Genomic DNA, 21,125 nt, shown 5'->3' on the forward strand with positions numbered 1-21,125 from the left:
CCCCCCCCCCCCCCCCCCCCCGCCCCCCGCCCCGCGGCCCCCCCCCCCCCCCCGCCGCCCTAACACTCACGCGGGGGGCCCCCCCCCCCCGCGCCCCCCCACCTCCTGCCGGCCAAGCGCCAGGAAAACGCGACGCGGCACAGGGCCCAGCGCCGTCACCGCGCTGGCAACGCTGTCGACCAGCGTCCAGCGGTCACCTTGGGCCGGCTCCCAGGCTGGGCGCCTGAGCGCGACGATCGGCACGCCGGCCTCTCGCGCCGCTGCCGCGGCATTGGCCGAGATCTGCGCCGCATAGGGATGCGTCGCGTCGACCAGCAACTCGATGCGGGTGTCGCGAAGAAACGCCGACAGCCCGTCGGCGCCGCCGAAACCGCCTACCCTCGTCGGCACACCTTGCGCGACGGGATTTTCGGTGCGGCCGGCCAGCGACAATGTGATCGCAAGATCGGCACGCGCGGCCAGCTTTCCCGCCAGTTGCCGGGCTTCGGTGGTTCCGCCGAGGATCAGAATGCGCTTCATTGGCACCACGTCAGGCCACGCCGAGCTGCCCCTCACCCTTACCCTCTCCCCGTGAAGGACGGGGAGAGGGGGACGCCAGCGTTGCGGCCAGTTTCCTTCTCCCCGTCACTATACGGGGAGAAGGTGCCGGCAGGCGGATGAGGGGCGGCGCGGCATGTCAAACAATAAACAGCCAACACCAAAATGGCTCGCAATCGTCGGCATCGGCGAGGACGGTGTAGCGGGTCTCGGTGACGAGGCCAAGCGGCTGATCGCCGAGGCCGAATTCGTCTTCGGCGGCACGCGCCACCTTGCGCTCGTCGTGTCGCTCGCCAAAGGCGAAGCCCGCGCCTGGCCGACCCCTTTCGATGCCGAGATGCGCGACGTGCTGGCGCTTTCCGGCAAGCGAGTCTGCGTGCTGGCGTCGGGCGATCCGTTCTTCCATGGCGTCGGCGTCACCCTTGCTCGCAAAATCCCTGCCCAGGAGATGCAGGTAATTCCCGCCGCTTCTGCCTTCTCGCTGGCCGCCGCCCGCCTCGGCTGGGCGCTACAGGATATCGAGACCATTTCGCTGCACGGCCGCCCCCTCGACCTGATCCGGCCTTTGCTGCATCCGGGCAGCCGCATCCTTGCGCTGACCTCGGACGGCGATGCGCCAGCGGCGATTGCGCGCCTGCTGGCCGAACTCGGCTTCGGCGCCTCGCAGCTGACGGCACTTGAGGCGCTGGGCGGCCCGAACGAAAGGTTTCGCTCGGCGCGGGCGGACGCCTTCGACCTGAAAAAAATCAATCCGCTCAATGTTCTGGCGGTCGAAGTTGACTCAACTTCAGAAGCACGCATCCTGCCGCTGACATCGGGCCTTGCCGATCATTTGTTCGAGCATGACGGCCAGATCACCAAACGCGAAGTGCGCGCCATCACCCTGTCCGCCCTCGCCCCCAGGCGCGGCGAGTTGCTGTGGGACATCGGCGCCGGCTCCGGCTCGATCGGCATCGAATGGATGCTTGCCCATCCAACGATGCGCGCCATTGCCATCGAGGCCGATCCAACCCGCGCCGCCCGCATCCGCCGCAACGGTTCCGCCTGCGGCGTGCCGGGTCTTGCCGTGGTCGATGGCTCGGCGCCGCAGGCGCTCGCCGGATTAGAGACGCCGGACGCGATCTTCATCGGCGGCGGCGGCAGCGATACCGGCGTGCTGGAAACGGCCATCGAGGCTCTGCCTGCTGGCGGCCGGCTGGTCGCCAATGCGGTGACGCTGGAGATGGAGGCGCTGCTGCTCGCCCGCCACGCGTCGCTCGGCGGCGATCTCACCCGCATCGCACTATTCCGCGCTTCGCCGGTTGGCTCGATGCAGGCCTGGCGGCCGGCCATGCCGGTCACCCAATGGAGCTGGGTCAAGCCATGATGGTCGCGGGCATCGGCAGCCGCAAAGGCGTGAGTGTGCAGGACGTTCTTGCCGCCATAGAAACCGCTCTGGAAGCACATGGGCTGGCGATGACGGCCCTTTCGGCCTTGGCGACGACCGAATTCAAACGCAGCGAAGAGGCCATTTTTGCTGCCGGTCGTAAACTCGATCTCCCGGTCATAGTGGTGGATGTTGCTGGCTCTGAGCCGTCGCTCCCCCTCACCCGGCCTCCGCTTCGCTCGGCCGACCTCTCCCCGAGGGGAGAGGAGATCACGCACGCTGGCGCCAGTCTCTTCTCCCCAGCGGGGAGAAGGTGGCCCGAAGGGCCGGATGAGGGGGCCGCTTTGCTCAGCCGTTCCGACCTGTCGAAGGCGCGTGCCGGCACGCCGTCGGTTTCCGAAGCGTCAGCGCTTGCCGCCGCCGGAAAAGGCGCAAAACTGCTCGGGCCGCGCACCGTGCTTGGCCCGGTCACCTGCGCCATCGCCATCAGCGGAGATGCGGCATGACCGTCCACTTCATCGGCGCCGGACCGGGCGCGGCCGACCTCATCACCTTGCGCGGCAGCCGGCTGCTGGCAAGCTGCCCAGTCTGCCTCTATGCCGGCTCGATCGTCGCCCCGGAATTGTTGCAGCACTGCGCGCCCGGCACGAAGCTGATCGACACCGCGCCGATGTCGCTCGACGAGATCGAAGCGGAATATCTGGCGGCCCACCAGGCCGGCCACGATGTCTCCCGCCTGCATTCCGGCGACCTGTCGGTGTGGAGCGCCGTCGCCGAGCAGATCCGCCGGCTGGAGAAGCACGGCATCGCCTATACGCTGACGCCGGGCGTGCCCTCCTTCGCGGCTGCCGCGGCAGCGCTGCGCCGCGAGCTGACCATTCCCGAAGTCGCGCAAAGCCTGGTGCTGACCCGCATCTCCGGCCGCGCGTCCAAAATGCCGCCTGGCGAGACGCTGGCCGGCTTCGGCCGCACCGGCGCGACGCTGGCCATCCACCTTGCCATCCACGCCATCGACCGGATCGTCGCCGAGCTGACGCCGTTCTATGGCGCCGATTGCCCGGTGGCGGTCGTCTTCCGCGCCTCCTGGCCGGACGAGCGCGTGCTGACCGGCACGCTGGCGACGATCGAGGCGCAACTGGCCGCCGATCCGATGGAGCGCACGGCCATCATCTTCGTCGGCCGCTCGCTGGCAGCGGAAAACTTTGGCGAGAGCTCACTTTACGACGCCCACTACCAGCGGCGTTTTCGCGGACGGGACGGATTGTGAACGACGGCACCGGAAACAACAGCGGAAACACCACGATCGAACAGGCTTTGGCCCGGCTCAACTTCAAGCCGCGCCAGCTTGAGCCCGGCCATGTCTGGCTGGCCGGCGCCGGCCCCGGCGATCCCGGCTGCCTGACGCTGGAAGTGCTGGCCGCACTTGGGCAGTGCGACGCCCTCGTCTACGACGCGCTGGTCTCTCCCGATATCGTCGCCGTCGCCGCGGGCGCCGAGCTGTTTTACGCCGGCAAGCGCGGCGGCCAGCCGTCGATGAAACAGGACGACATCACCGCTTTGCTGGTGCGGCTGGCGCACGAGGGCCGCCGCGTCGTCAGGCTGAAGGGCGGCGACCCCTATATTTTCGGCCGCGGCGGCGAAGAGGCGCTGGCGCTGGCGCGCGAAAACATCCCGTTCCGCGTGCTGTCCGGCCTGACTTCGGGCCTCAGCGCGCTTGCCGGGGCCGGCATCCCGGCCACCATGCGCGGCATCAACAAGGCGGTGATCCTGGCCACCGGCCACGCCGCCGGCACCGACGACGACCTCGACTGGGCGGCAATCGCCCGCACCGGCCAGCCGGTCGTCGTCTATATGGGCATGGCCAATCTGCCGCTGATATCAGCCTCGCTGCTTGGCGGCGGCCTGCCGCCTTCGACGCCTGCTGCGGTGATCGTCGCCGCGACGACGCCGCAGGAGCGCATCGTCGTCGCCACGCTTGCCACCATCGCCGAGGAGGCGGCCGCCGCCGGGTTGACCGCGCCGGCGCTGATCGTCGTCGGCGGCATCGTCGCGATGCGCGCGGCATTGGCGGGCGAGCCATGACCCGCGCGATCATCATCGGCGCGCCGCGCTCAGGCTCGGGCAAGACCAGCGTCACCATCGGTATCTTGCGCGCGCTTGCCCGACGCGGCCTCAAGGTGCGTGGCGCCAAATCCGGCCCCGATTATATCGACCCAGGTTTCCACACCGCCGCGACAGGCCTTTCCGGCGTCAATCTCGACAGCTGGGCGATGCCGCCTGCTTTGCTCAACGCGCTGGCCGGCGACGCAACTGAAGATGCCGATTTCATCTTCCTCGAAAGCGCCATGGGCCTGTTCGACGGGATTCCGGCTGCTCCGGGCCGCACCGGCTCGGCCGCAGACCTTGCCCGGCTCTACGGCCTGCCGGTGCTGCTGGTGCTCGACGTTTCCGGACAGTCGACCACGGCGGCAGCCGTCGCCAAGGGTTTTGCCAGCTTTGACCCTGATGTGCGCATGGCCGGCGTCGTGCTCAACCGGCTGGGCAGCGACCGTCACCGCCATCTCTGCGGCGACGCGATCGAGGCGATCGGCCTGCCGGTGGTCGGCGCGATCCTGCGCGATCCCTCGCTCAACCTGCCGGAGCGCCATCTCGGTCTCGTCCAGGCCGGCGAATATGAGAATTTGATGGCGCATCTCGACCGGCTGGCCGACATGGTCGAACGCTCGCTCGACCTCGACGCCATCATGGCGCTGGCGGCGCCATTCGCGCCTGCTCCCGGCAGTTTCGACGACGCGCTGCCACCGCCCGGACAACGCATCGCACTGGCAGAGGATGCCGCCTTCACCTTCCTCTATCCGCATGTCGCCGCGCATTGGCGCAAGGCAGGGGCTGAAATCATCCGCTTCTCGCCGCTTGCCGACGAAGCGCCCGGCGAAAATTGCGATGTCTGCTGGCTGCCTGGCGGCTATCCCGAGCTTCACGCCGGCCGCCTTGCGGCGGCTGCGAATTTCAGGGCCGGCATCGAGGCGTTTGCGGCAACACGGCCGGTGCATGGCGAGTGCGGCGGCTTCATGGTGCTCGGCGAAGCGCTGGAGGACGCATCGGGCGAGACGCACGCGATGCTCGGCCTGCTCGGTCACTCGACCAGCTTTGCCAAGCGAAAGATGAACCTCGGCTATCGCGAGGCGCGGCTGCGCGCCGATTGTCCGCTGGGAGACCGAGGCGCGCTGATCCGCGGCCACGAATTCCACTATGCGCAGATGATTGCCACCGGCAGTGACGAACCGTTGGCCGACCTCGCAGACGGCCAAGGCAATCCGCTCGGCGCCTCCGGCTACCGGCGCGGCCATGTCAGCGGCACATTCTTCCATGCCATTGCGAGAGGCTAGAGCATGGTCCCGAACCGGAGGTCCGCGCCAGCGAAAAGTGGGAACCGATTTTCGGAATAGATCATGCTCAAACTCGAGGACATGCCCCCTTCGCTTCGCCAGGCGCTCGAAGACATCGCGCTCTGTGTCGTCTTCTTCACCCGGCTGCCGCTGCCGGTCATTGATTTCCGGGACCGCAGCCTTGCTGCCGCGATCTGGGCGGCGCCGGTCGCTGGCCTTGCCGTCGCTCTGATCGGCGCCCTGGTTTACGCGGTCGGGACCTGGCTCGGCCTTGCCGCCGGCCCGGCAGCAGCCCTCGCCCTTGCCGCGACCTTGCTCGCCACCGGCTGCATGCATGAAGACGGGCTTTCGGATGTCGCCGACGGCTTTGGCGGCGGCAGGACACGCGAGAAAAAACTGGAGATCATGCGCGACAGCCGCATCGGCGCCTATGGCGCCTGCGCGCTCGCCCTGTCGCTGCTGATCCGCTGGAGCGTGCTTTCGGAATTCGCCGGCCCGGCCCAGATGTTCTGGGCTCTGATTGCCGCGCATGCCGCCTCGCGCGGCTTGTTCGGCGCTTTCATGCATCTTTTGCCGGCGGCGCGCAGCGACGGCCTCTCGGCCGATGCAGGCACCGTGTCGGCCGAAACCGCCATTGCCGGCGCCGCGCTCGGCACCGTCGCGCTGCTGGCGCTAGGCTTCGGTGGCGCGGTCGCCGCGCTTATCCTGCTCGGCCTGTTGTTTGCCGCGTTCCGCGAGCTGTGCCGCAGCCAGATCGGCGGCCAGACCGGCGATACGGTCGGCGCGCTGCAGCAGTCTGGCGAAATCGCAATCCTGCTCGTCGCTTCCGCTTGCCTTTCCTGACTCTGTTTCGGAGATTTTTGCCCCATGCCTTTCAAATCGCTTGATGAATTGCGAGCGGCCTGCCTCGATCTGCCTGCCGGCAGCGAAGCCGCGGCAAATGCTGTCGCCCGCCGCCAGGACACGCTGACCAAGCCGCAAGGCAGCCTTGGCCGATTGGAAGCCATAGCCGCATGGCTGGCCCGCTGGCAGGGCCGCGACATGCCGCAGCTCGACCGCGTCAAAGTGTTCGTCTTTGCCGGCAACCACGGCGTCACCGCACAGGGCGTGTCGGCCTTCCCGTCGGAGGTCACCGTGCAGATGGTGGCGAATTTCGCCGGCGGCGGCGCCGCCATCAACCAGCTTGCCCGCATTGCCGGTGCGGAGCTCGATGTCATTCCGCTCGACCTCGATTATCCGACTGGCGATTTCACGCAAGTGCCGGCAATGGACGGCGAAGCCTTCCTCGCCGCCGTCTCGGCCGGCTACGGCGCGGTGACCAAAGACCTCGACCTCGTCTGTTTCGGCGAAATGGGTATCGGCAACACCACGCCGGCGGCAGCCATCTCGGCCGCCCTTTTTGGCGGCGGCGCGGAAAAATGGGCCGGGCGCGGCACCGGCGTCGACGATGCCGGCCTGGTGCGCAAGATCACTGCCATCGAAGCCGGCCTCAAGCGCCACGCCGAGGCCCTTGCCGACCCGCTGGGAATCGCGGCAGCCCTCGGCGGGCGCGAACTCGCCGCCATTTTCGGCGCGACGCTGGCCGCGCGCCATTCAGGCGTGCCGGTGCTGCTCGACGGCTTCGTCTGCACCGCCGCCGCCGCGCCCTTGGCAAGGTTGCACCCCGCCGGCCTCGCCCACACGCTTGCCGCCCATGTCTCGGCCGAATCCGGCCATCGCCGGCTGCTCGAGGCGCTCGGCCTGCCGCCGCTGCTCGACCTCGGCATGCGGCTCGGCGAAGGCTCCGGCGCCTGCCTCGCCGTCAACATCGTCCGCTCCGCGCTCGAATGCCATGCCCGCATGGCAAGCTTTGCCGAGGCCGGTGTTTCGGAGAAGTAATCTCGTCAAACTGATCAAGTCTTGACCGATTGCTCGATGGATCACGGCAGCATCGGGGAACCTGGCCGGCCCGAGCACGTTGTGGCCGGTCAGCCCGGGTTACGCATGCAACAGCTTTTCCAGGAATTCGGCCATCCGACATACGTCCCGTTCCCCGTTATTGCGGCGAGGCTTCTCTTGGCGTCGATCTTCGGTGCGGCGATCGGCTTCGAACGCGAATGGCGAAATCGGCCTGCCGGGCTTCGCACCCATATCCTGGTCTGCGTGGCGGCGGCTACCTTCGGTATTCTGACGATTGAAATCATTCACGCGCCGATGTTTCAGCAGGATTCCGTAAGGGTCGATCCGATTCGTGTTGTCGAAGCGGTTACCGCCGGCGTCGCGTTCCTTGCTGCCGGAACGATTTTGTTTTCGAAAGGCGAGGTTCACGGGCTGACCACCGGTGCAGGCATGTGGCTGTCCGGGGCAATTGGCGTAGCCTGCGGGCTCGGTCTGTGGCAAGTGGCAGCACTCGGCACGCTTTTGGTGCTGGTCGCGGCAGGCCTTCTCTACAGTTTTGCCCACAAGTCCGGTATTGGCGAGAACGCCGGACCAGAAAAGCCCATGTCGGAAGAAGACGTGTCCAAGCCGCCCAAAGGCTGAGGAAAACGATTAATTGAGAAAACAAATAGGTTTAGAATGCCAGCCATCGCCTGTTCGGTGCGGCACGCTCGGCTGACGTATCTATCGGATGCAAAGTTTGTCAGTCGCCGCGACGCGATCAGGCAGCTTAAGCGTGAAAAAGTCCCCGGCGACTTCATCGAATACGGCATCGCGCTCGGTGGCTCGGCATGCCGGCCGGTTGCGGCTGATCGTACACCATTGTCGACCAAGAGTTGGTCGAGTTGGCTGGCCAGTTCAGTTCCTGCGAACTCCTGGAAAGATCACCTCGGCCGCCCCGCTGATCTTAAAAAACCCAGTCGCCAACGGAAGCTGCAAACACTTGCTTTGCCATTCACCGCACCAACTGTGCGACGAAATCGATCTTGTATTCGCAGAAGCATTTGCAACCCAGCGTATGCCTCGCCGGCACACCGGAAGCGTGCGGATATGGGATCAACGTGCCGTCTGGTGCGACGAAAGGCCTGTCGGAGTATCGGCCAAATGATCTGCGCCACCAGGTTGGTAGGGATTGGCGTGGCGTGAGGCGGACGGGCACTAGCTTGGCTTACCAGTCTCGCGCGGCTCTTTTGCAGCGGCCTTCGCTATTTGCACCCACTCCGTGCCATTACCTCGGACATACATCCTGATTTCTGCTTGCGGCATAGCATCGGAAAACTTCACGAACATCCGATCAATAAGCTCGTCGAGATTGCTTGGCATTATTGACGCAATCGCCGCACCAACGTCGGTCAAAATGAAGATCGGCAAACTTGGCTTCCCATTATGCATCTTGATGGTGTTTTGGTCCTGGACTTGGCCTACGGGGTCAGGGGCTGCCAATCCAAACCTTTCAAACACCCAAAACCAAAGTTTCACACCGTGGCTGTCCGTCGTCTCGGCGCACTGTCGAACTTGTCCAAGGCCCGGCTCTGCGATTAAGCCAGCCGTGACTAACTTGATCTGGCTCATATATTCCAAATCGGGCAAAAACATTTTTGGGATTACATCGCCCATCCTGAAGGAGCATACGTTCGAAAACTCCTGTGCAACCGACTGATCAAGCTCATCAATTACTCGCAGAACTTTTCCGGAAAAGGTTCCTGGTTTCCTTATTTCCGTCGCCAGTACCTTCGCCCACCGCTCCCGGATTTCATCATCGGTTGCATCTTCAGCATACCGCTCGAACCGGTTCAGAAAAGCATCGTCAAGTTTTTCGGGGCCGCTAGCTGCTTCCTCCTCAGTGCCGGGATTTTGGCGCAAGTCCTCAGCTGCCAACTCGAGCACTGCGTCTTTATTGCCTTGTTTGCGCAGCAGCGATGGAATGAAGTTTTCCATTACTCGCGCGGCGAATTCTGGGTCGCTTTTCAATCGATCGACCCCCAGTTCACCCAATGCTTCAATCATTTTAACCCGCGCGGCGGATATCGCCGTGGTTTCAGCGACCTCAGCGTCAATCGGGGCGCGCCGCTTGTCTGCTTTGGCGCCAAACAATCGATCCCACGCCGATACTGCTCTGGACTTGATGCTTGCTTTGACGCCGGTCTCTGTCAGTTCACCTGAAACAGATACGGTATCAACTTCGTTTTTCTCTGACATACTTCCCTCCGGCCCGAAGAGGGAAGAAGAATGCCAATCCTCGGCGATGTCGAGCCTTACCCAAACTTTTCCTGTTAACGGAGGGGCCATGAAGCTCCTACGCCTTACACCACTCCTTCCATGCCACCACTGTTCCTGCAGCCGGGATGGGTGTCAGATTTGTAATGGCTCGGTCTTGGCCGTCGATGGCAAGCAATGGCATTTCCGGCGGCAGGGCAAACGTCACCACGTCGCCGGCCTCGACGACGAGTACGCCGGTCTCGTAGCGTTGGTGCAGTCGCTGCACCACGGCCAGCAGGGAATATGACGTGATCGCCTCCTCGCCCGGTATCCAAGGCGTTTCCGGATCGGAATCGGCAATCGTGACGCGGTTCAGGCTGATCACGCCCTACTTGGACTCGCCGAGCATCTCGCTCGCGAACTCCTGCATCTCGTCATAGAAATTACCATCAGACGATCAAGAAGTCAGGCAAGCCGTAGGCCGGGCCGATCAGCGGCGGCAACAGCGCCTCGATGATTGTCGAGACCGGCGCGTCGGGCACAAAGATGTTGCCGCCGCCAGCCTCAAAGAACTCCCGCTCGATGCCCCTCGACTTTCTGGCGCTTCACCTTCTATGGCTGGGAGATCCGCGTGAAGATCCTGGCCCGCGACGGATTGAGGCTTTTGGAATCCCGTTGGGCAGAGGTGAGGTAAAGCAGCCCGCGCTGCAACTGGAACCGAACGCGAATTGGAAACCAACCGTCAGTATTGGAAACCGCTGTGTTCGCGACACGCTTCCAAGTAGCGAAAAAGCGAGTAATATCAACGGATTAAGTGATGGGTGCGACAAGGATCGAACCTGTGACCCGCTGATTAAGAGTTAACGGTGTTTTTTCGGGCTAAGTACCTGATTTCGCACCTAAATCCTTGAAGAGCCTCGTATTTCCGATCGCCAAAGAGCGTCAAAGTCGGAAATAGCGGGTGTGTTCGGCAACACGATGCCGAACACACCTCACGGTCAACGAGGAAAAATGTCGATACAACCACTGGGTGCCGGGTCCAAAAAACCCTGGCCGGAAGGCACCATCGAAGACTGGCAGCAAGGAGCCAGCTATGGGTGGCTCGCGGACAAGTACGGACGGTCGTATAGCACGGTCGTCAAGCTCGTCCGACGAGCCAAGGAAATGGGGACTAAGCGTGGCGAAGTCACATCGAGCAGGCGCAGGGGCGGCCGACTTGCCCTGTCTGGCCAGAAGCCGTTGAGCTATGGGCATCACTCGATTGGGATCCGTCTCAACAAATTCCGGGAAATCGATCATGCCTTCACATACCAGGAGATGGCTGATCGAATCCGGGTCAACCGACTCACGGTGCGGAAGATGGAGCTCGGGCTCCACGACTTCACCGTACGGGAGCTGCAGAGCCTCGCTTCCGTAATGAGCACCAGCATAGAGGAGTTGATGAGACCATTCGCATCATGATCGACGAACGTCTGAAAAATTATTGGGGCGCCGTCCGCGGACTGCGACAGACCCCCATCCAAGACGACGCGCAACGGGCTGCTGCCTGTCAGTAAAACAGCCCGATCACCACGGCGACCCCAGGGGAGACCGGTATGTACCTATTTATTCTGTCGGCCCTTGCGGGAGTTATCTTCAGCTCGGTCGGATTGGTCATGCTCGTAAGAGGCCATGAAAAGAAATCAGACTGCAGTATTCTACGCTCGTTTTATTGGTTTTCTGCGGCAGCGGCCATCGTATTAATGGGTGCGGTTTCTTTAATTGTGCTGGCTGCGGCGCTTTTCCTCTACTTCGTGCCGCCTCAAACCTGCGCCATAGGAGTAAAACTAAGCCATGAAGACTCTAAGTCGGCCGCATGTATCCTCTGATTTCAAACTAGACCTAGTGGTGAAAGTCTGACACTTGGTACCGGTGGACGGCAAGAAATCTACCCGACATTGGCAAATGCGAAAGATCCGTCTTCCGGCGAACATTGTGGTCAAGCCGAAGATAAGTTCTCGCGGCTGGGCAGGCCGCTACTTGGATACCAGAACAGTGACGTTCGCGTAGGCGTAACCGCCTTCGGTCAACTTGCTCCGTATCCTGACTTTGTCGGTACCTACAAAGCCGGCGTTGGGTGTGTAAATTCCCTTTATGCCAGGAACCTCAACCCAGTGGCACTTATGCTTCTTCGTGACGTTAGGAAGAATGGGCATTCTTTGAAATTTGATTTTCCCATGCTCTGGCCCGGAGACAACCATCACCTCAGGTATTCCGACTGGCGCGCAATCAGGACTGATCGAGGTGGTCTGGTAGACTATCACCGGTGTCGATTGCGCTGTCTTTTCCGTCCAAGACAACGAATACCCGCCGGGCCGAGGCCCATCGATGCCAGGGGTATTCTGGCCAGGCGGAGTGTTTACACATGCAGAAACACTCAAGCAGGCTAACACACCGGCCGACAGTCTAACCCTTGATATCACGTCAGTCCCCCAATCCCTGCTACAACGGTAGGGCTAAGTCTTGATTCCAGCAAGAGTGGCATGCCACTGAAAATCGTCTTACGCTATAGGGCGGGCTAGCCCCGTCGACGCTGGCTGCTTGCCAACCTTGCCGTTCCGAGGGGTGCCAAGCGTCAGGCTTTCACCACTAGCGTAAAGAGTCCGTGAAGATTGCCAAGGCTTTGGATATTCTCTTGACCGCCCGGGACTCACAAGCAATCTTCCCGAGAAACGAAGAAAGAACTGGTGGCATCATTGATTAGGTAGCGATACTCAACGTCTATCAGCTCTCCGCCCTCGAAAGAACTTCTCCAGATGTCGCAGATGGGATTGAGCCCCAGTCTTTTGATCTTTTGAAGATCGATCACGGGCGCGTTTGCGTCTATCGAATAGTGATAGGTCACACGCTTGCTCGCATAAGAGACGCGGTTCAAAACCGTTAATTCGTCAACCCTCTTCGGCAGGCCAGCATTGATCAAGTCGAATTGTACCGTCACTTCGCGTTCGCGCTCCTGCCCGGAAGTTGGCCAGACGTATTCCACCGGAACCCTGAACATCGCTAGAACTACAACAGCGATTGCAATCCATGTCCAAGCATCTCTCGGCTGCCTGTTCAAGGCGCTTCGCGCCACGCCCGCCCCGACAATGTAGGTGACGAAGAATAAACCGGCGAAGAGCAGATAGAGGCCGATTTGATGGACAGAAGGATAATGAATAAACGACGCGGTAGATACTACCCACCCGTAAAACGCAGCAAGAATTGCCAGGGAGCCCCCGACGTAACAAACCCAATAGGTGAACGGCAACGACCGCTCACCCCGAAGCACCGAAAGAAGGCTTCTCATGTCGCACCCACCCATGTCTATTCCGGTTATAATACCGCCGGAAACGAAAGAAACCGCTAAGCGGCTGCTCAACTAGCCATCACCACCTACCAATCAAGCCGATCAAAGGGCGCTCTCCGGGGCGCCCTTTTTCTTTTGCGAGGAAGAGATGCGATTTCATACAACGACCGTGTCGCGAAACGTCAAGACCGGTCCAATGCCTGCGATGACCACCTCGCGAGAGACGTGTCCCGATAGCTGCCCGCTGAAGACCGGCGGCTGGGCATCCGCAAGCGGGCGGGGATGCCAAAGCTTCATGTTCACGATCTGCGCCATACGTTTGCAAGCTGGCTGCTGCAGTCCGGCGTGGCAGACAAGACGACCCAGGATCTGATGGGACACAAGACGGACTCGATGACCCGTCGCTATTCCCACAACAGCCTGAAGTCGCTCAAGAAGGCGATCGATCAAATGGAAGCCGACACACTTTGAAACACAGTGCCTGCTGATTTTATTTTGGTGATTTTGAAATATGACGCTTTTTCAAGGACTTAAATGGTGGGTGCGACAGGGATCGAACCTGTGACCCGCTGATTAAGAGTCAGCTGCTCTACCAACTGAGCTACGCACCCACTCGCCGGTAAAACCAGCGTCGGCGGGCATATAGCCGCCGCCATCCGCCATGTCCAGCCCTGCCGGATTCATTTCCCGACAAATCGGCTCGAGCCGATCGCGATCAGACGAACATCCGGCCTTCCGCCACCTTGACGGCATGGCCGCCGATGCGGGCGGCGGCCAGTTTGCCGCCTTCGACATTCAGTTCGAGGCGGATGCGCGAAGGCCGCCCCATCTCCAGCCCTTGTTCGATCCAACGCTGGGAAACACCCTCTCTCGGGCCGTCGAAATGCATGATAGCGCCGGCGAAGGCGGCCGCCGCCGAACCGGTCGCCGGATCTTCATAGGATGGATTGCCCGGCACGATCATGCGGACATGGAAGGCGCTGTCGTGGTTCACCGTCTCGCGGCAATAGACATACGGGCTGGCGAGGGCCCAATCGCTCTTGCGGGGCGCCAGTTCCGACCACGCCTGATTGTCCAGCTTTATCCGGGCCGCCGCCTCCAGATCGGCGACCGGAATGGTCACGTAGGGCACGCCGGCCGACCAGAACGAGACGCGGTGGTTTTCGAAGCCGACTTCGTGCGGCCCCAGGCCAAGCGCTGCCCCGATCGCCTCCGGGTCGGCGGACAATTCCAGCCGCTCCGGCAGTTTGGCCAGGTCGAACTCGGCGAAGATGGCGCCGGCGTGCTTGCTGACGGCGCAGCGCACCGGGCCGATATTTTCTTCCAGCACAAAAATGCCGGCGGTGTCGCCATCGCCAGCCATTTCGGCAAGCGCAATCGCAGCGCCCACCGTCGGATGGCCGGCGAACGGCATCTCATAGTCGGGTGTGAAGATGCGGATGCGGGCGCGGTGCTTGGGATTGTCGGGCGGCAGCACGAAAACGGTTTCCGACAGGTTGAACTCGCGCGCGATGGCCTGCATCGCCGGCGTGTCCAGCCCTTTGCTGTCCAGCACGACGGCAAGCGGATTGCCGCCCAGCCGGTCGGTGGTGAACACGTCGTAAAGTAAGTAATTCCGGGTCAGCATTGTAGAAAGCCTTCTGCCTCAATCTCAACAGGGGCCCAAACATGGGCGAAATTTAATTTGATATTTGAACCATTCGGCCTGATCAGTGCACCGGTTGGGACATCACTGGTATAATAGGGGTCCGGCGTGGACCAGATTGTCAATCTGCCAAAGACGGAATCCACTTCCGACATAAAGACGGCACTCGGGCTCGACCGCCTGGGTCTGAAGAAGAAACGGCGTCGCGGCTGGCTTTATGGCCTGCTTGCGCTGGTCGTCGTCGCCGCAAGCCTGGCCGGCTACCAATGGTATGCCGCGTCTCCCGCCAAGATCGACTATACCACTGTGCCGGCCGCTGTCGCCGATCTCACGGTCGAAGTATCGGCGACCGGCACGCTGCAGCCCCTCACCCAGGTCGACATTTCGAGCGAACTGTCCGGCGTCGTCCGCTCGGTCGCGGTCAACGAGAACCAGCAGGTGAAGAAGGGCGATGTGCTGGCGGCGCTCGATACGGCCAAGCTGGAGGTGCAGATCGAGCGCGCCGAGGCTTCCGCCAAGGCGGCGGCTGCCAATGTCGAGACCGCCACCGTAACCCTCACCGAAAACGAAAGGGCGGTTGCGCGCGCGGCGGCGCTCACCAAGCGCGGCATGGCGACTGACCAGTCGCTTGAAGCGGCGACAGCGACGCGCGACCGCTCAAAGGCAGCGCTCGACAGCGCCAAAGCCAATCTGGCCATCGCCAATGCCGATCTCAAGGCGCAGCAGACGGACTTCGCCAAAAGCACCATCTATGCGCCCATCGACGGCATCGTTCTGACGCGCTCGGTCGATCCCGGCCAGACGGTTGCCTCCTCGCTGCAAGCGCCGGTGCTGTTCGTCATCGCCGCCGACCTGAGGAACATGGAGTTGAAGGCAGCGGTCGACGAGGCCGACATCGGCGCGGTCAAGCCCGGCCAGCATGCCCGCTTCACCGTCGACGCCTTTCCCGAGCGGCCGTTCGATGCCGAGATCCGCGACATCTCCTATGCTTCGGTCACCACCGACGGCGTCGTCACCTACGACGCGCGGTTCGAGGTCGACAACAACGAGCTTCTGTTGCGGCCTGGCATGACTGCCACCGTTTCGGTCGTCACCAGGCAGGCCAAAGGCGTGCTCACCGTACCGTCGACGGCTTTCCGCTACCGGCCGGCGGCATCTGCTGCCCGAGCGTGGAGCCTGAGCGACCTGTTCACGGGCCGTATGGGCCGTCCACGCGGCAACCGCCAGCGCCAGGCGACGGCGCAGCCCATCGACGGCTCGCGCACGCTCTACGTGCTGGAGAATGGCCGGCCCCGGCCGGTCAACGTCAAGGTCGGCTCCACCGATGGCGAGCTGACCGAGATCACCTCCGGTCTCGCAGAAGGTGCGCAAGTCATCACCGCCGCGCAGCAGCGGAGCTGAAATCATGTCAGGCTCGCTGCTCATCACCTTCGACAAGGTCTGGAAAAGCTATGGCCAGGGCGAGGCCACGGTGCATGCGCTGGCTGGCGTCGATCTTGCCATCCGCAGCGGTGAATTCGTCGCCATCATGGGTCCGTCCGGCTCGGGCAAGTCGACGGCGATGAACATCATCGGCTGCCTCGACACACCGACGGCCGGAACCTACAGCTTCATGGGCATCGATGCTGGCCGCCTCGACCGCAACCGCCGCGCCATGCTGCGCAATCTCTATGTCGGCTTCGTTTTCCAGGGCTACAATCTCCTGCCGCGCACCACCGCGGTGGAGAATGTCGAACTGCCGCTGATCTATCGCGGCGTCGCCGCCCGCGAGCGTCACGACCTCGCCATGAAGGCGCTGGCCGAGGTCGGCCTTGTCGGCCGCGAGCACCACACGCCGGCCGAGCTCTCCGGCGGCCAGCAGCAGCGCGTGGCGATCGCACGCGCCATCGTCACCAGGCCGACGCTGCTCGTCGCCGACGAGCCGACCGGCAATCTCGACACCGCACGCACGCACGAGATCATGGAGCTGCTGACGCGGCTGAACACCGAGCTTGGCCTGACCATCGCCATGGTCACCCACGAGGCCGATGTCGCTGCTTACGCCGAGCGCACAATTCGCTTCCTCGACGGCCACGTCGCCTCCGATGCCATGAACCTTGAGGTGGTGTAACCATGATCTGGGAAACCGTCCGCCTCTCGCTGCTTTCAGTGCGCCGCAACGTGCTGCGCTCGTTTCTGACGCTGCTCGGCATCGTCATCGGCGTTGCCGCCGTCATCGCCATGCTCACCATCGGCTCGGGCACCACCGAAAAGGTAAAGGCCGACATTTCCAAGCTCGGCAGCAATTTGCTCGTTGTCCGCCCCGGCCGCCCGGCCGGGCCCGGCGGACCGGGAGGGCTCGACCAGGCCACACGTCCGCTCGGCAGCAAGGAACTTGCCGCGCTTGTCGCACATTTGAGCGGCGCCCGCGCCATCTCGCCCGCCTCGCAAAAGCAGGTCCGCGTCATATCAGGCACCGAAAGCCTGACCTCGGGTGTCACCGGCACCGACAGCGCCTATCTCGATGCGCGCGACTGGAAGCTGGTCTCGGGCCGCCCGTTCAGCGATTCGGAAATCCGCTCGGGCACCGGCGTCTGCCTGATCGGCGAAACCGTGCGCCAGCAGTTCTTCGGCGCCGGCGACCCCGAAGGCGAGATCATTCGCGTCAACCGCACCTCGTGCAAGATCATCGGCCTGCTCGAGCCAAAAGGCTATACCGGCTTCGGCCAGGACCAGGACAATGTCGTGCTGATGCCGCTCGCCGCCTACCAGCGCCGCATCGCCGGCAACCGCGACATCGACTCGATCTACGTCGCCGCCGACGACAGGACGACGACCACCGAGCTGCTGCCGCGCGTCGAGGACATCTTGCGCGATGCACGCCGCATCCCGCCGGACCGCGAAGACGACTTCTCAATCCGCGACATGACCCAGATCGCCGACGCCATGGCGAGCGCCACCACGACGATGACCGGCATGCTGGGAGCGGTCGCCGGCGTCAGCCTGTTGGTCGGCGGCATCGGCATCATGAACATCATGCTGGTGTCGGTCACCGAGCGCACCCGCGAGATCGGCATAAGGCTGGCCATCGGCGCGCATGAAAAGCACATCCTCATCCAGTTCCTGGTCGAGGCCACCGTGCTGTCGCTGCTCGGCGGCATCATCGGCATCCTGATCGGCCTGGCTCTGGCCGGCCTCGCCTCGCTGACGCTGGCGATCCCGTTTGCGCCAAGCCCGGCGGTGATCCTGCTCGCCGTCGGCTTCTCGGCGCTGATCGGCATGGTGTTCGGCTTCTTCCCGGCGCTGCGCGGCGCGCGGCTCGATCCGATCGACGCGCTGAGGCATGAATAGCGCGGCGCAGCGTGCGTCGCCTTCAGATGTCCCCAAAATTTTGACGCGGCCATCACCCTGCCCCTGTCGCGGAACAGCCCGCGGTGCTAGCAATCGCGTTGGGGATATGGGGGATAGTGGGATGAGCAAGAAAGAGCGAGTGGCTTTGGTGACGGTGATCATCGAGGCCGCATTGGCGGGGCTTTGGTGGTACTTGGCCGGCTATGGCATGGCCAACCCCGATCATGTCACCGCCGATTTCCAGCAGGTTGTCGGTCAGACGATGGGAACGGCGATGGGTGCGCTGCTGGGTATCGGCGTCATGCTGTTTTTCGTCGCCGCCCGCAACGACCGCAAAACCATCGAAAACAAGATGCGTCATTAACCCCCTGTCGGCAAATATCGCCAGTCGGCAAACTATCCCTTGTCGGCAAAATGCCACTCGATCAGTGGCTTCATGTGCGGCATCAGCCCGTCCGGCAGGTCATCGGCACTGCGGATGACGACGGGCCCGTCGATCTCCGGCTCTGCCTCGGTGGCGACAAAGGCGCTGATGCGCTGCGCGATCTCGTCGGCGGATGCAGTCTCGCGATAGCGGCGAAAGATCACCGTGCCGGTTGCCGTCGACAGGGCATAGTAGCGCCTGCCGCGCGCCGCGCCGGCAAGGTCGAGGCCGGTTTCTTCCCGCACCTCGCGGATCATGTTGAAGTCGACATCGACAAGGCCGTCGCGGAAATCGGTTGGCTCGAACGAGCCGGCGGCGAAGTAGACGCGACCGGCATTGACGGTGTGCGACGCCATGCGGATCGCCACCAGCGCATTGTCGCCGGCGACCAGCATGGCATGGGCATAGGCGTGCTCGGCCCCCGCCACCTGGCGATTGCCGCGCCAAAGCATGAAGGTCGAGTAGCGCACCGCATGGCAGCGGCCGACGAGGCTGCTGTCGCGATAGCGGAGCGCCGAAAGCAGCACCACGGTGCCGTCGAACAGCGCCGGGTTGGCTGCGGTCTCGCGCCGCCAATTCTCGGCGATCGCTTGCGCATTGTCGCGTTCGAACGGATGCGGGCCGGGGTCGAGCCTGACGTCGACGGCGTCGACCGGCAGGATGATGTTGCGCGGCAGGTCGAAGCTCAACGAAAACGATCCTCAGGTCATTTCAAGGGTGATCGCCACAGGGCAGTGGTCCGACGCCTTCGGCCGGTCCCAGCCGCAACGCGGAAACCGGTCCACCTCCTGGCCTGCCGGAAAGATCGTGCGCCAGGGCTGGCCGTTGCGGATGATGTCGGGAACGGCGGTCGCGTTCCTGGCTGCCAGTGCCTTCGACAACAGGATGTAGTCGAGCTGACACAGATGCCGCTCCTGCGGCCCGCGCGTATGGTACAAGGTCCAACGGTCCATTTCCGGGCGCCGTTCGACCGCATTCTCGCAAAAGCCGCCGGCGGTGAGCACGTTGAGGCAGGACTGGCTCTCATCGATCACCTCGAAGCGGTAGCCGTCAAAGGCGTCGCCGGAGATCTTCACGCGCTGCCGATAGTCGTTCATGTCGCCGCAGATCGCCCAGTATTTGTCGGCGGCGTGATCCCCACCGAAACGCTCCTCGATGATCCGGCGCACCGCTTGCGCCTCGGCGATGCGCAGCGGCATCGTCGCCTGCCGCCCGTCGAGACCGTTGCGGGGCGCGCCCATCGACTTGAAATGCACCAGATAGAGCGTCAGCGGCACGCCACCGACGGTCAGGTCGATTTCCAGGCAGTCGCGCCGGAAGATGCGCTGGTTGGCCTGATGCCCGAACGCTGCCAGCTCCGGCGTGTGCAGGCCGAACTGCTCGAACGTGACATAGGCGTGGCTTGTCATGCGCACGAATTCGATCGGCAGGCCCTGCGCGGTCTCGTTGCGCATCATCACGGCGACGTCGATGCCGCGCGAATCATTGCCCGCGGTGGTGTATTTCTGGCGGTAGCCATGCCCGACCATCCTGAATAGATAGCCGTGTTCGAAAGCCTTCAGCGCCTCGATATTGTCGACCTCCTGCATGCAGATGATGTCGGCGCGGGTGGCCGCGATGGCCAATGCCGTCAGCTGCCGCGTATCGTCGGATTGCGCGATCGCCCGCGCCTGCTCCAGCATCTTGTATTCGGCCTCGCTCTGGATGTCGAAGAGCGCCAGCGTGCGATCCTCGTTGAGCTGGTTGCGGTATCCGGAAAAATCAAACCTGTTCATCAGGTTTTCGACATTGAAGGTGGCGAGGCGCAGCGACATGGCGGTGACCTTTGCCCACAAGCGCGGCCGAAAACAAGGGCCCGCCCTGCCCGCGATGGTTGACGAAACCTTTCCGTTCATCCTCCGTTCAGGCGCCAAGCTGCATGAATGACATTCTTCATCGCCGGGCGTGGGGCCTGAGATCTCTTGGAGAGTGCAATGAACCCGCTCTTTTCTTTTTCTGTCAGATCCGGGCTGCTGGCTCTGGGTCTGATGGCCGGCCTGTCGGCCTCCGCGTTCGCCGGGCCGATTGCCAAACCCGTGCTGCCGATGCCGGCCAACGCCATCGCCCCCGAGATTGTGCCTGTCCGCGAAAGCTGGGCCGGCGGCAACGACAGGCGGAGCGAATGGCGCTGGCGCAATCGGCACGGCGGCCGGGAGTGGCGCGGTGGCAATGATCGGAGATGGCGCGGTCGCGACGAAGCCTGGAGATGGCGTGATCACGACGACCGGCGCTGGCGCCACCGTCGTCATCACCGCCGTCACTTCAATGATTCCGCGATCTATTTCGGCCTGGGTCTCGGGCTGCCCGCCTACAACTACTATAGTGGGCCGAGCTATTATGAGCCGCGCTACTACCCGCCTCGGCGTCAGTATCGCACGGAACGGCTTTCCAGCGCCCATGTCCGCTGGTGCTACGACCGCTATCGGTCCTATCGCGCCTGGGACAACACGTTCCAGCCCTATGGCGGTCCGCGCCAGCAGTGCTGGTCGCCCTATAGCTGAGTGGTGCGACTGATGAACTCCAACGGCGCCGCGCCGCGCGGCGCCGTTTTCATCTGACCCACCCTTCTTCTGAAGTCCTTTGCGTCCTTTTCGCGACGATAACGCTATGTTTATCAGGCGGGCCTAATTATCCTGCCGATCGCACCAGGGATTATGCGCGATGGCTGAAGACGAAAACAGGGACAAACGCAGGCAGCGCGTCTTCAAGGGCGCGACGATCCTGACCGGCATCACCAATTCCGAGGTCACGTGCACGGTGCGCAACATGCATGACGGCGGCGCCGAATTGATGGTCTCGATCGACGCTCGCGTGCCCGACGAGTTCCTGCTCTATGTGCCGACCGACGGCATCGCCTACAAGGCAGTGGTCCGCTGGCGCCGCGAGAACCGCATCGGCGTGATGTTCACCGGCACCGAGCCAAAGCCCCACTGGCACTACGGCTAGATCCCCTG

Annotated in this window: 23 protein-coding genes, 1 tRNA gene and 2 pseudogenes; 18 read left to right on the forward strand and 8 right to left on the reverse strand. The window is 63.1% G+C overall.

All coding sequences use genetic code 11. The features are described 5' to 3' along the window. Positions 1-99 precede the first annotated feature (99 nt). Positions 100-519: pseudogene (locus tag AC0L2A_RS32790) on the reverse strand (precorrin-6A/cobalt-precorrin-6A reductase); the annotation flags it as partial. A 154-nt stretch (positions 520-673) separates the two neighbouring features. Between AC0L2A_RS32790 and cbiE the strand changes: the two are divergent. The 8 genes from cbiE (at position 674) to AC0L2A_RS32830 (ending at position 7,812) form a co-directional block, all read left to right on the forward strand. Further along, complete coding sequence (gene cbiE, locus AC0L2A_RS32795) at positions 674-1,903, forward strand: precorrin-6y C5,15-methyltransferase (decarboxylating) subunit CbiE (RefSeq protein ID WP_473612341.1); 1,230 nt, start codon at positions 674-676, stop codon at positions 1,901-1,903. Further along, positions 1,900-2,409: a cobalamin biosynthesis protein gene (locus tag AC0L2A_RS32800; RefSeq protein WP_473612342.1), complete on the forward strand. Its 510-nt coding sequence runs from the start codon at positions 1,900-1,902 to the stop codon at positions 2,407-2,409. The genes cbiE and AC0L2A_RS32800 overlap by 4 nt, the downstream gene beginning before the upstream one ends. Continuing rightward, positions 2,406-3,170 carry a precorrin-4 C(11)-methyltransferase gene (cobM, locus tag AC0L2A_RS32805; protein ID WP_473612344.1) on the forward strand — a complete coding sequence of 255 codons (765 nt, stop codon included), beginning with the start codon at positions 2,406-2,408 and terminating at the stop codon, positions 3,168-3,170. The genes AC0L2A_RS32800 and cobM overlap by 4 nt, the downstream gene beginning before the upstream one ends. Further along, positions 3,167-3,985 (forward strand): uroporphyrinogen-III C-methyltransferase, encoded by an 819-nt coding sequence (gene cobA, locus AC0L2A_RS32810; protein ID WP_473612345.1) that lies wholly within the window; start codon positions 3,167-3,169, stop codon positions 3,983-3,985. The genes cobM and cobA overlap by 4 nt, the downstream gene beginning before the upstream one ends. Next, complete coding sequence (locus tag AC0L2A_RS32815; protein ID WP_473612346.1) at positions 3,982-5,292, forward strand: cobyrinate a,c-diamide synthase; 1,311 nt, start codon at positions 3,982-3,984, stop codon at positions 5,290-5,292. The genes cobA and AC0L2A_RS32815 overlap by 4 nt, the downstream gene beginning before the upstream one ends. Before the next feature lie 63 nt (positions 5,293-5,355). Further along, positions 5,356-6,135 carry an adenosylcobinamide-GDP ribazoletransferase gene (gene cobS / locus AC0L2A_RS32820; RefSeq protein WP_473612348.1) on the forward strand — a complete coding sequence of 260 codons (780 nt, stop codon included), beginning with the start codon at positions 5,356-5,358 and terminating at the stop codon, positions 6,133-6,135. 24 nt (positions 6,136-6,159) lie between these two features. Continuing rightward, the gene (gene cobT, locus AC0L2A_RS32825; protein WP_473612349.1) at positions 6,160-7,170 is read left to right on the forward strand and encodes a nicotinate-nucleotide--dimethylbenzimidazole phosphoribosyltransferase; all 1,011 of its coding nucleotides are present in this window, start codon (positions 6,160-6,162) and stop codon (positions 7,168-7,170) included. A 105-nt stretch (positions 7,171-7,275) separates the two neighbouring features. Then, entirely contained in the window at positions 7,276-7,812 is a 537-nt protein-coding gene (locus tag AC0L2A_RS32830) for an MgtC/SapB family protein (RefSeq protein ID WP_128173903.1), read from the forward strand. A gap of 555 nt (positions 7,813-8,367) precedes the next feature. On the opposite strand, the gene AC0L2A_RS32835 is transcribed toward AC0L2A_RS32830, so the two are convergent. After that, on the reverse strand, positions 8,368-9,408 hold the full coding sequence (locus tag AC0L2A_RS32835) for a DUF2806 domain-containing protein (RefSeq protein WP_473612350.1): 1,041 nt from the start codon (positions 9,406-9,408) through the stop codon (positions 8,368-8,370). 97 nt (positions 9,409-9,505) lie between these two features. Next, positions 9,506-9,793, reverse strand: a complete 288-nt coding sequence (locus AC0L2A_RS32840) for a hypothetical protein (RefSeq protein WP_473612352.1) — start codon at positions 9,791-9,793, stop codon at positions 9,506-9,508. Positions 9,794-10,371: 578 nt separating this feature from the next. On the opposite strand from AC0L2A_RS32840, the gene AC0L2A_RS32845 reads away from it, so the two are divergent. Together AC0L2A_RS32845 and AC0L2A_RS32850 are read left to right on the forward strand one after the other, a co-directional pair. After that, the gene (locus AC0L2A_RS32845; protein WP_473612353.1) at positions 10,372-10,869 is read left to right on the forward strand and encodes a hypothetical protein; all 498 of its coding nucleotides are present in this window, start codon (positions 10,372-10,374) and stop codon (positions 10,867-10,869) included. Between the two features lie 134 nt (positions 10,870-11,003). Continuing rightward, complete coding sequence (locus AC0L2A_RS32850) at positions 11,004-11,276, forward strand: hypothetical protein (RefSeq protein ID WP_473612355.1); 273 nt, start codon at positions 11,004-11,006, stop codon at positions 11,274-11,276. A gap of 821 nt (positions 11,277-12,097) precedes the next feature. Here AC0L2A_RS32850 and AC0L2A_RS32855 read toward each other — a convergent pair. Continuing rightward, positions 12,098-12,733 carry a hypothetical protein gene (locus tag AC0L2A_RS32855; RefSeq protein WP_473612356.1) on the reverse strand — a complete coding sequence of 212 codons (636 nt, stop codon included), beginning with the start codon at positions 12,731-12,733 and terminating at the stop codon, positions 12,098-12,100. Positions 12,734-12,881: 148 nt separating this feature from the next. On the opposite strand from AC0L2A_RS32855, the pseudogene AC0L2A_RS32860 reads away from it, so the two are divergent. Further along, positions 12,882-12,986 (forward strand): annotated as a pseudogene (locus AC0L2A_RS32860) (DUF7227 family protein); the annotation flags it as partial. A gap of 11 nt (positions 12,987-12,997) precedes the next feature. Further along, complete coding sequence (locus tag AC0L2A_RS32865; protein WP_473612374.1) at positions 12,998-13,204, forward strand: tyrosine-type recombinase/integrase; 207 nt, start codon at positions 12,998-13,000, stop codon at positions 13,202-13,204. 64 nt (positions 13,205-13,268) lie between these two features. Here the strand turns inward: AC0L2A_RS32865 and AC0L2A_RS32870 are convergent. Then, a tRNA-Lys gene (locus AC0L2A_RS32870) sits at positions 13,269-13,344 on the reverse strand. A 104-nt stretch (positions 13,345-13,448) separates the two neighbouring features. Continuing rightward, positions 13,449-14,360 carry a PhzF family phenazine biosynthesis protein gene (locus AC0L2A_RS32875; RefSeq protein ID WP_473612357.1) on the reverse strand — a complete coding sequence of 304 codons (912 nt, stop codon included), beginning with the start codon at positions 14,358-14,360 and terminating at the stop codon, positions 13,449-13,451. Positions 14,361-14,486: 126 nt separating this feature from the next. Between AC0L2A_RS32875 and AC0L2A_RS32880 the strand changes: the two genes are divergently transcribed. The 4 genes from AC0L2A_RS32880 (at position 14,487) to AC0L2A_RS32895 (ending at position 18,072) form a co-directional block, all read left to right on the forward strand. Then, positions 14,487-15,779, forward strand: a complete 1,293-nt coding sequence (locus AC0L2A_RS32880; protein ID WP_473612359.1) for an efflux RND transporter periplasmic adaptor subunit — start codon at positions 14,487-14,489, stop codon at positions 15,777-15,779. A gap of 4 nt (positions 15,780-15,783) precedes the next feature. Then, positions 15,784-16,488 carry an ABC transporter ATP-binding protein gene (locus AC0L2A_RS32885; RefSeq protein WP_287138178.1) on the forward strand — a complete coding sequence of 235 codons (705 nt, stop codon included), beginning with the start codon at positions 15,784-15,786 and terminating at the stop codon, positions 16,486-16,488. Positions 16,489-16,490: 2 nt separating this feature from the next. Further along, positions 16,491-17,708: an ABC transporter permease gene (locus tag AC0L2A_RS32890; RefSeq protein ID WP_473612360.1), complete on the forward strand. Its 1,218-nt coding sequence runs from the start codon at positions 16,491-16,493 to the stop codon at positions 17,706-17,708. Positions 17,709-17,829: 121 nt separating this feature from the next. Next, entirely contained in the window at positions 17,830-18,072 is a 243-nt protein-coding gene (locus AC0L2A_RS32895) for a hypothetical protein (RefSeq protein ID WP_473612361.1), read from the forward strand. A 32-nt stretch (positions 18,073-18,104) separates the two neighbouring features. On the opposite strand, the gene AC0L2A_RS32900 is transcribed toward AC0L2A_RS32895, so the two are convergent. Next, complete coding sequence (locus tag AC0L2A_RS32900; protein ID WP_473612363.1) at positions 18,105-18,821, reverse strand: hypothetical protein; 717 nt, start codon at positions 18,819-18,821, stop codon at positions 18,105-18,107. Between the two features lie 12 nt (positions 18,822-18,833). Further along, positions 18,834-19,946: an endonuclease/exonuclease/phosphatase family protein gene (locus tag AC0L2A_RS32905; RefSeq protein WP_473612364.1), complete on the reverse strand. Its 1,113-nt coding sequence runs from the start codon at positions 19,944-19,946 to the stop codon at positions 18,834-18,836. Positions 19,947-20,105: 159 nt separating this feature from the next. Between AC0L2A_RS32905 and AC0L2A_RS32910 the strand changes: the two genes are divergently transcribed. Together AC0L2A_RS32910 and AC0L2A_RS32915 are read left to right on the forward strand one after the other, a co-directional pair. Further along, a complete protein-coding gene (locus AC0L2A_RS32910) occupies positions 20,106-20,672 on the forward strand; it encodes a BA14K family protein (protein ID WP_473612365.1) in 567 nt (188 codons plus the stop codon). A 160-nt stretch (positions 20,673-20,832) separates the two neighbouring features. Beyond that, on the forward strand, positions 20,833-21,117 hold the full coding sequence (locus tag AC0L2A_RS32915) for a PilZ domain-containing protein (RefSeq protein ID WP_091594275.1): 285 nt from the start codon (positions 20,833-20,835) through the stop codon (positions 21,115-21,117). Positions 21,118-21,125: the final 8 nt, after the last annotated feature.

This window comes from Mesorhizobium sp. WSM4844, assembly GCF_055811775.1.

Bases quoted from the DNA above. Each gene is read 5' to 3' on its own strand.
- cbiE (WP_473612341.1), top strand. From the start codon at position 674: ATGTCAAACAATAAACAGCCAACACCAAAATGGCTCGCAATCGTCGGC.
- AC0L2A_RS32800 (WP_473612342.1), top strand. From the start codon at position 1,900: ATGATGGTCGCGGGCATCGGCAGCCGCAAAGGCGTGAGTGTGCAGGAC.
- cobM (WP_473612344.1), top strand. From the start codon at position 2,406: ATGACCGTCCACTTCATCGGCGCCGGACCGGGCGCGGCCGACCTCATC.
- AC0L2A_RS32815 (WP_473612346.1), top strand. From the start codon at position 3,982: ATGACCCGCGCGATCATCATCGGCGCGCCGCGCTCAGGCTCGGGCAAG.
- cobS (WP_473612348.1), top strand. From the start codon at position 5,356: ATGCTCAAACTCGAGGACATGCCCCCTTCGCTTCGCCAGGCGCTCGAA.
- cobT (WP_473612349.1), top strand. From the start codon at position 6,160: ATGCCTTTCAAATCGCTTGATGAATTGCGAGCGGCCTGCCTCGATCTG.
- AC0L2A_RS32830 (WP_128173903.1), top strand. From the start codon at position 7,276: ATGCAACAGCTTTTCCAGGAATTCGGCCATCCGACATACGTCCCGTTC.
- AC0L2A_RS32835 (WP_473612350.1), bottom strand. From the start codon at position 9,408: ATGTCAGAGAAAAACGAAGTTGATACCGTATCTGTTTCAGGTGAACTG.
- AC0L2A_RS32850 (WP_473612355.1), top strand. From the start codon at position 11,004: ATGTACCTATTTATTCTGTCGGCCCTTGCGGGAGTTATCTTCAGCTCG.
- AC0L2A_RS32855 (WP_473612356.1), bottom strand. From the start codon at position 12,733: ATGAGAAGCCTTCTTTCGGTGCTTCGGGGTGAGCGGTCGTTGCCGTTC.
- AC0L2A_RS32875 (WP_473612357.1), bottom strand. From the start codon at position 14,360: ATGCTGACCCGGAATTACTTACTTTACGACGTGTTCACCACCGACCGG.
- AC0L2A_RS32885 (WP_287138178.1), top strand. From the start codon at position 15,784: ATGTCAGGCTCGCTGCTCATCACCTTCGACAAGGTCTGGAAAAGCTAT.
- AC0L2A_RS32890 (WP_473612360.1), top strand. From the start codon at position 16,491: ATGATCTGGGAAACCGTCCGCCTCTCGCTGCTTTCAGTGCGCCGCAAC.
- AC0L2A_RS32895 (WP_473612361.1), top strand. From the start codon at position 17,830: ATGAGCAAGAAAGAGCGAGTGGCTTTGGTGACGGTGATCATCGAGGCC.
- AC0L2A_RS32905 (WP_473612364.1), bottom strand. From the start codon at position 19,946: ATGTCGCTGCGCCTCGCCACCTTCAATGTCGAAAACCTGATGAACAGG.
- AC0L2A_RS32910 (WP_473612365.1), top strand. From the start codon at position 20,106: ATGAACCCGCTCTTTTCTTTTTCTGTCAGATCCGGGCTGCTGGCTCTG.
- AC0L2A_RS32915 (WP_091594275.1), top strand. From the start codon at position 20,833: ATGGCTGAAGACGAAAACAGGGACAAACGCAGGCAGCGCGTCTTCAAG.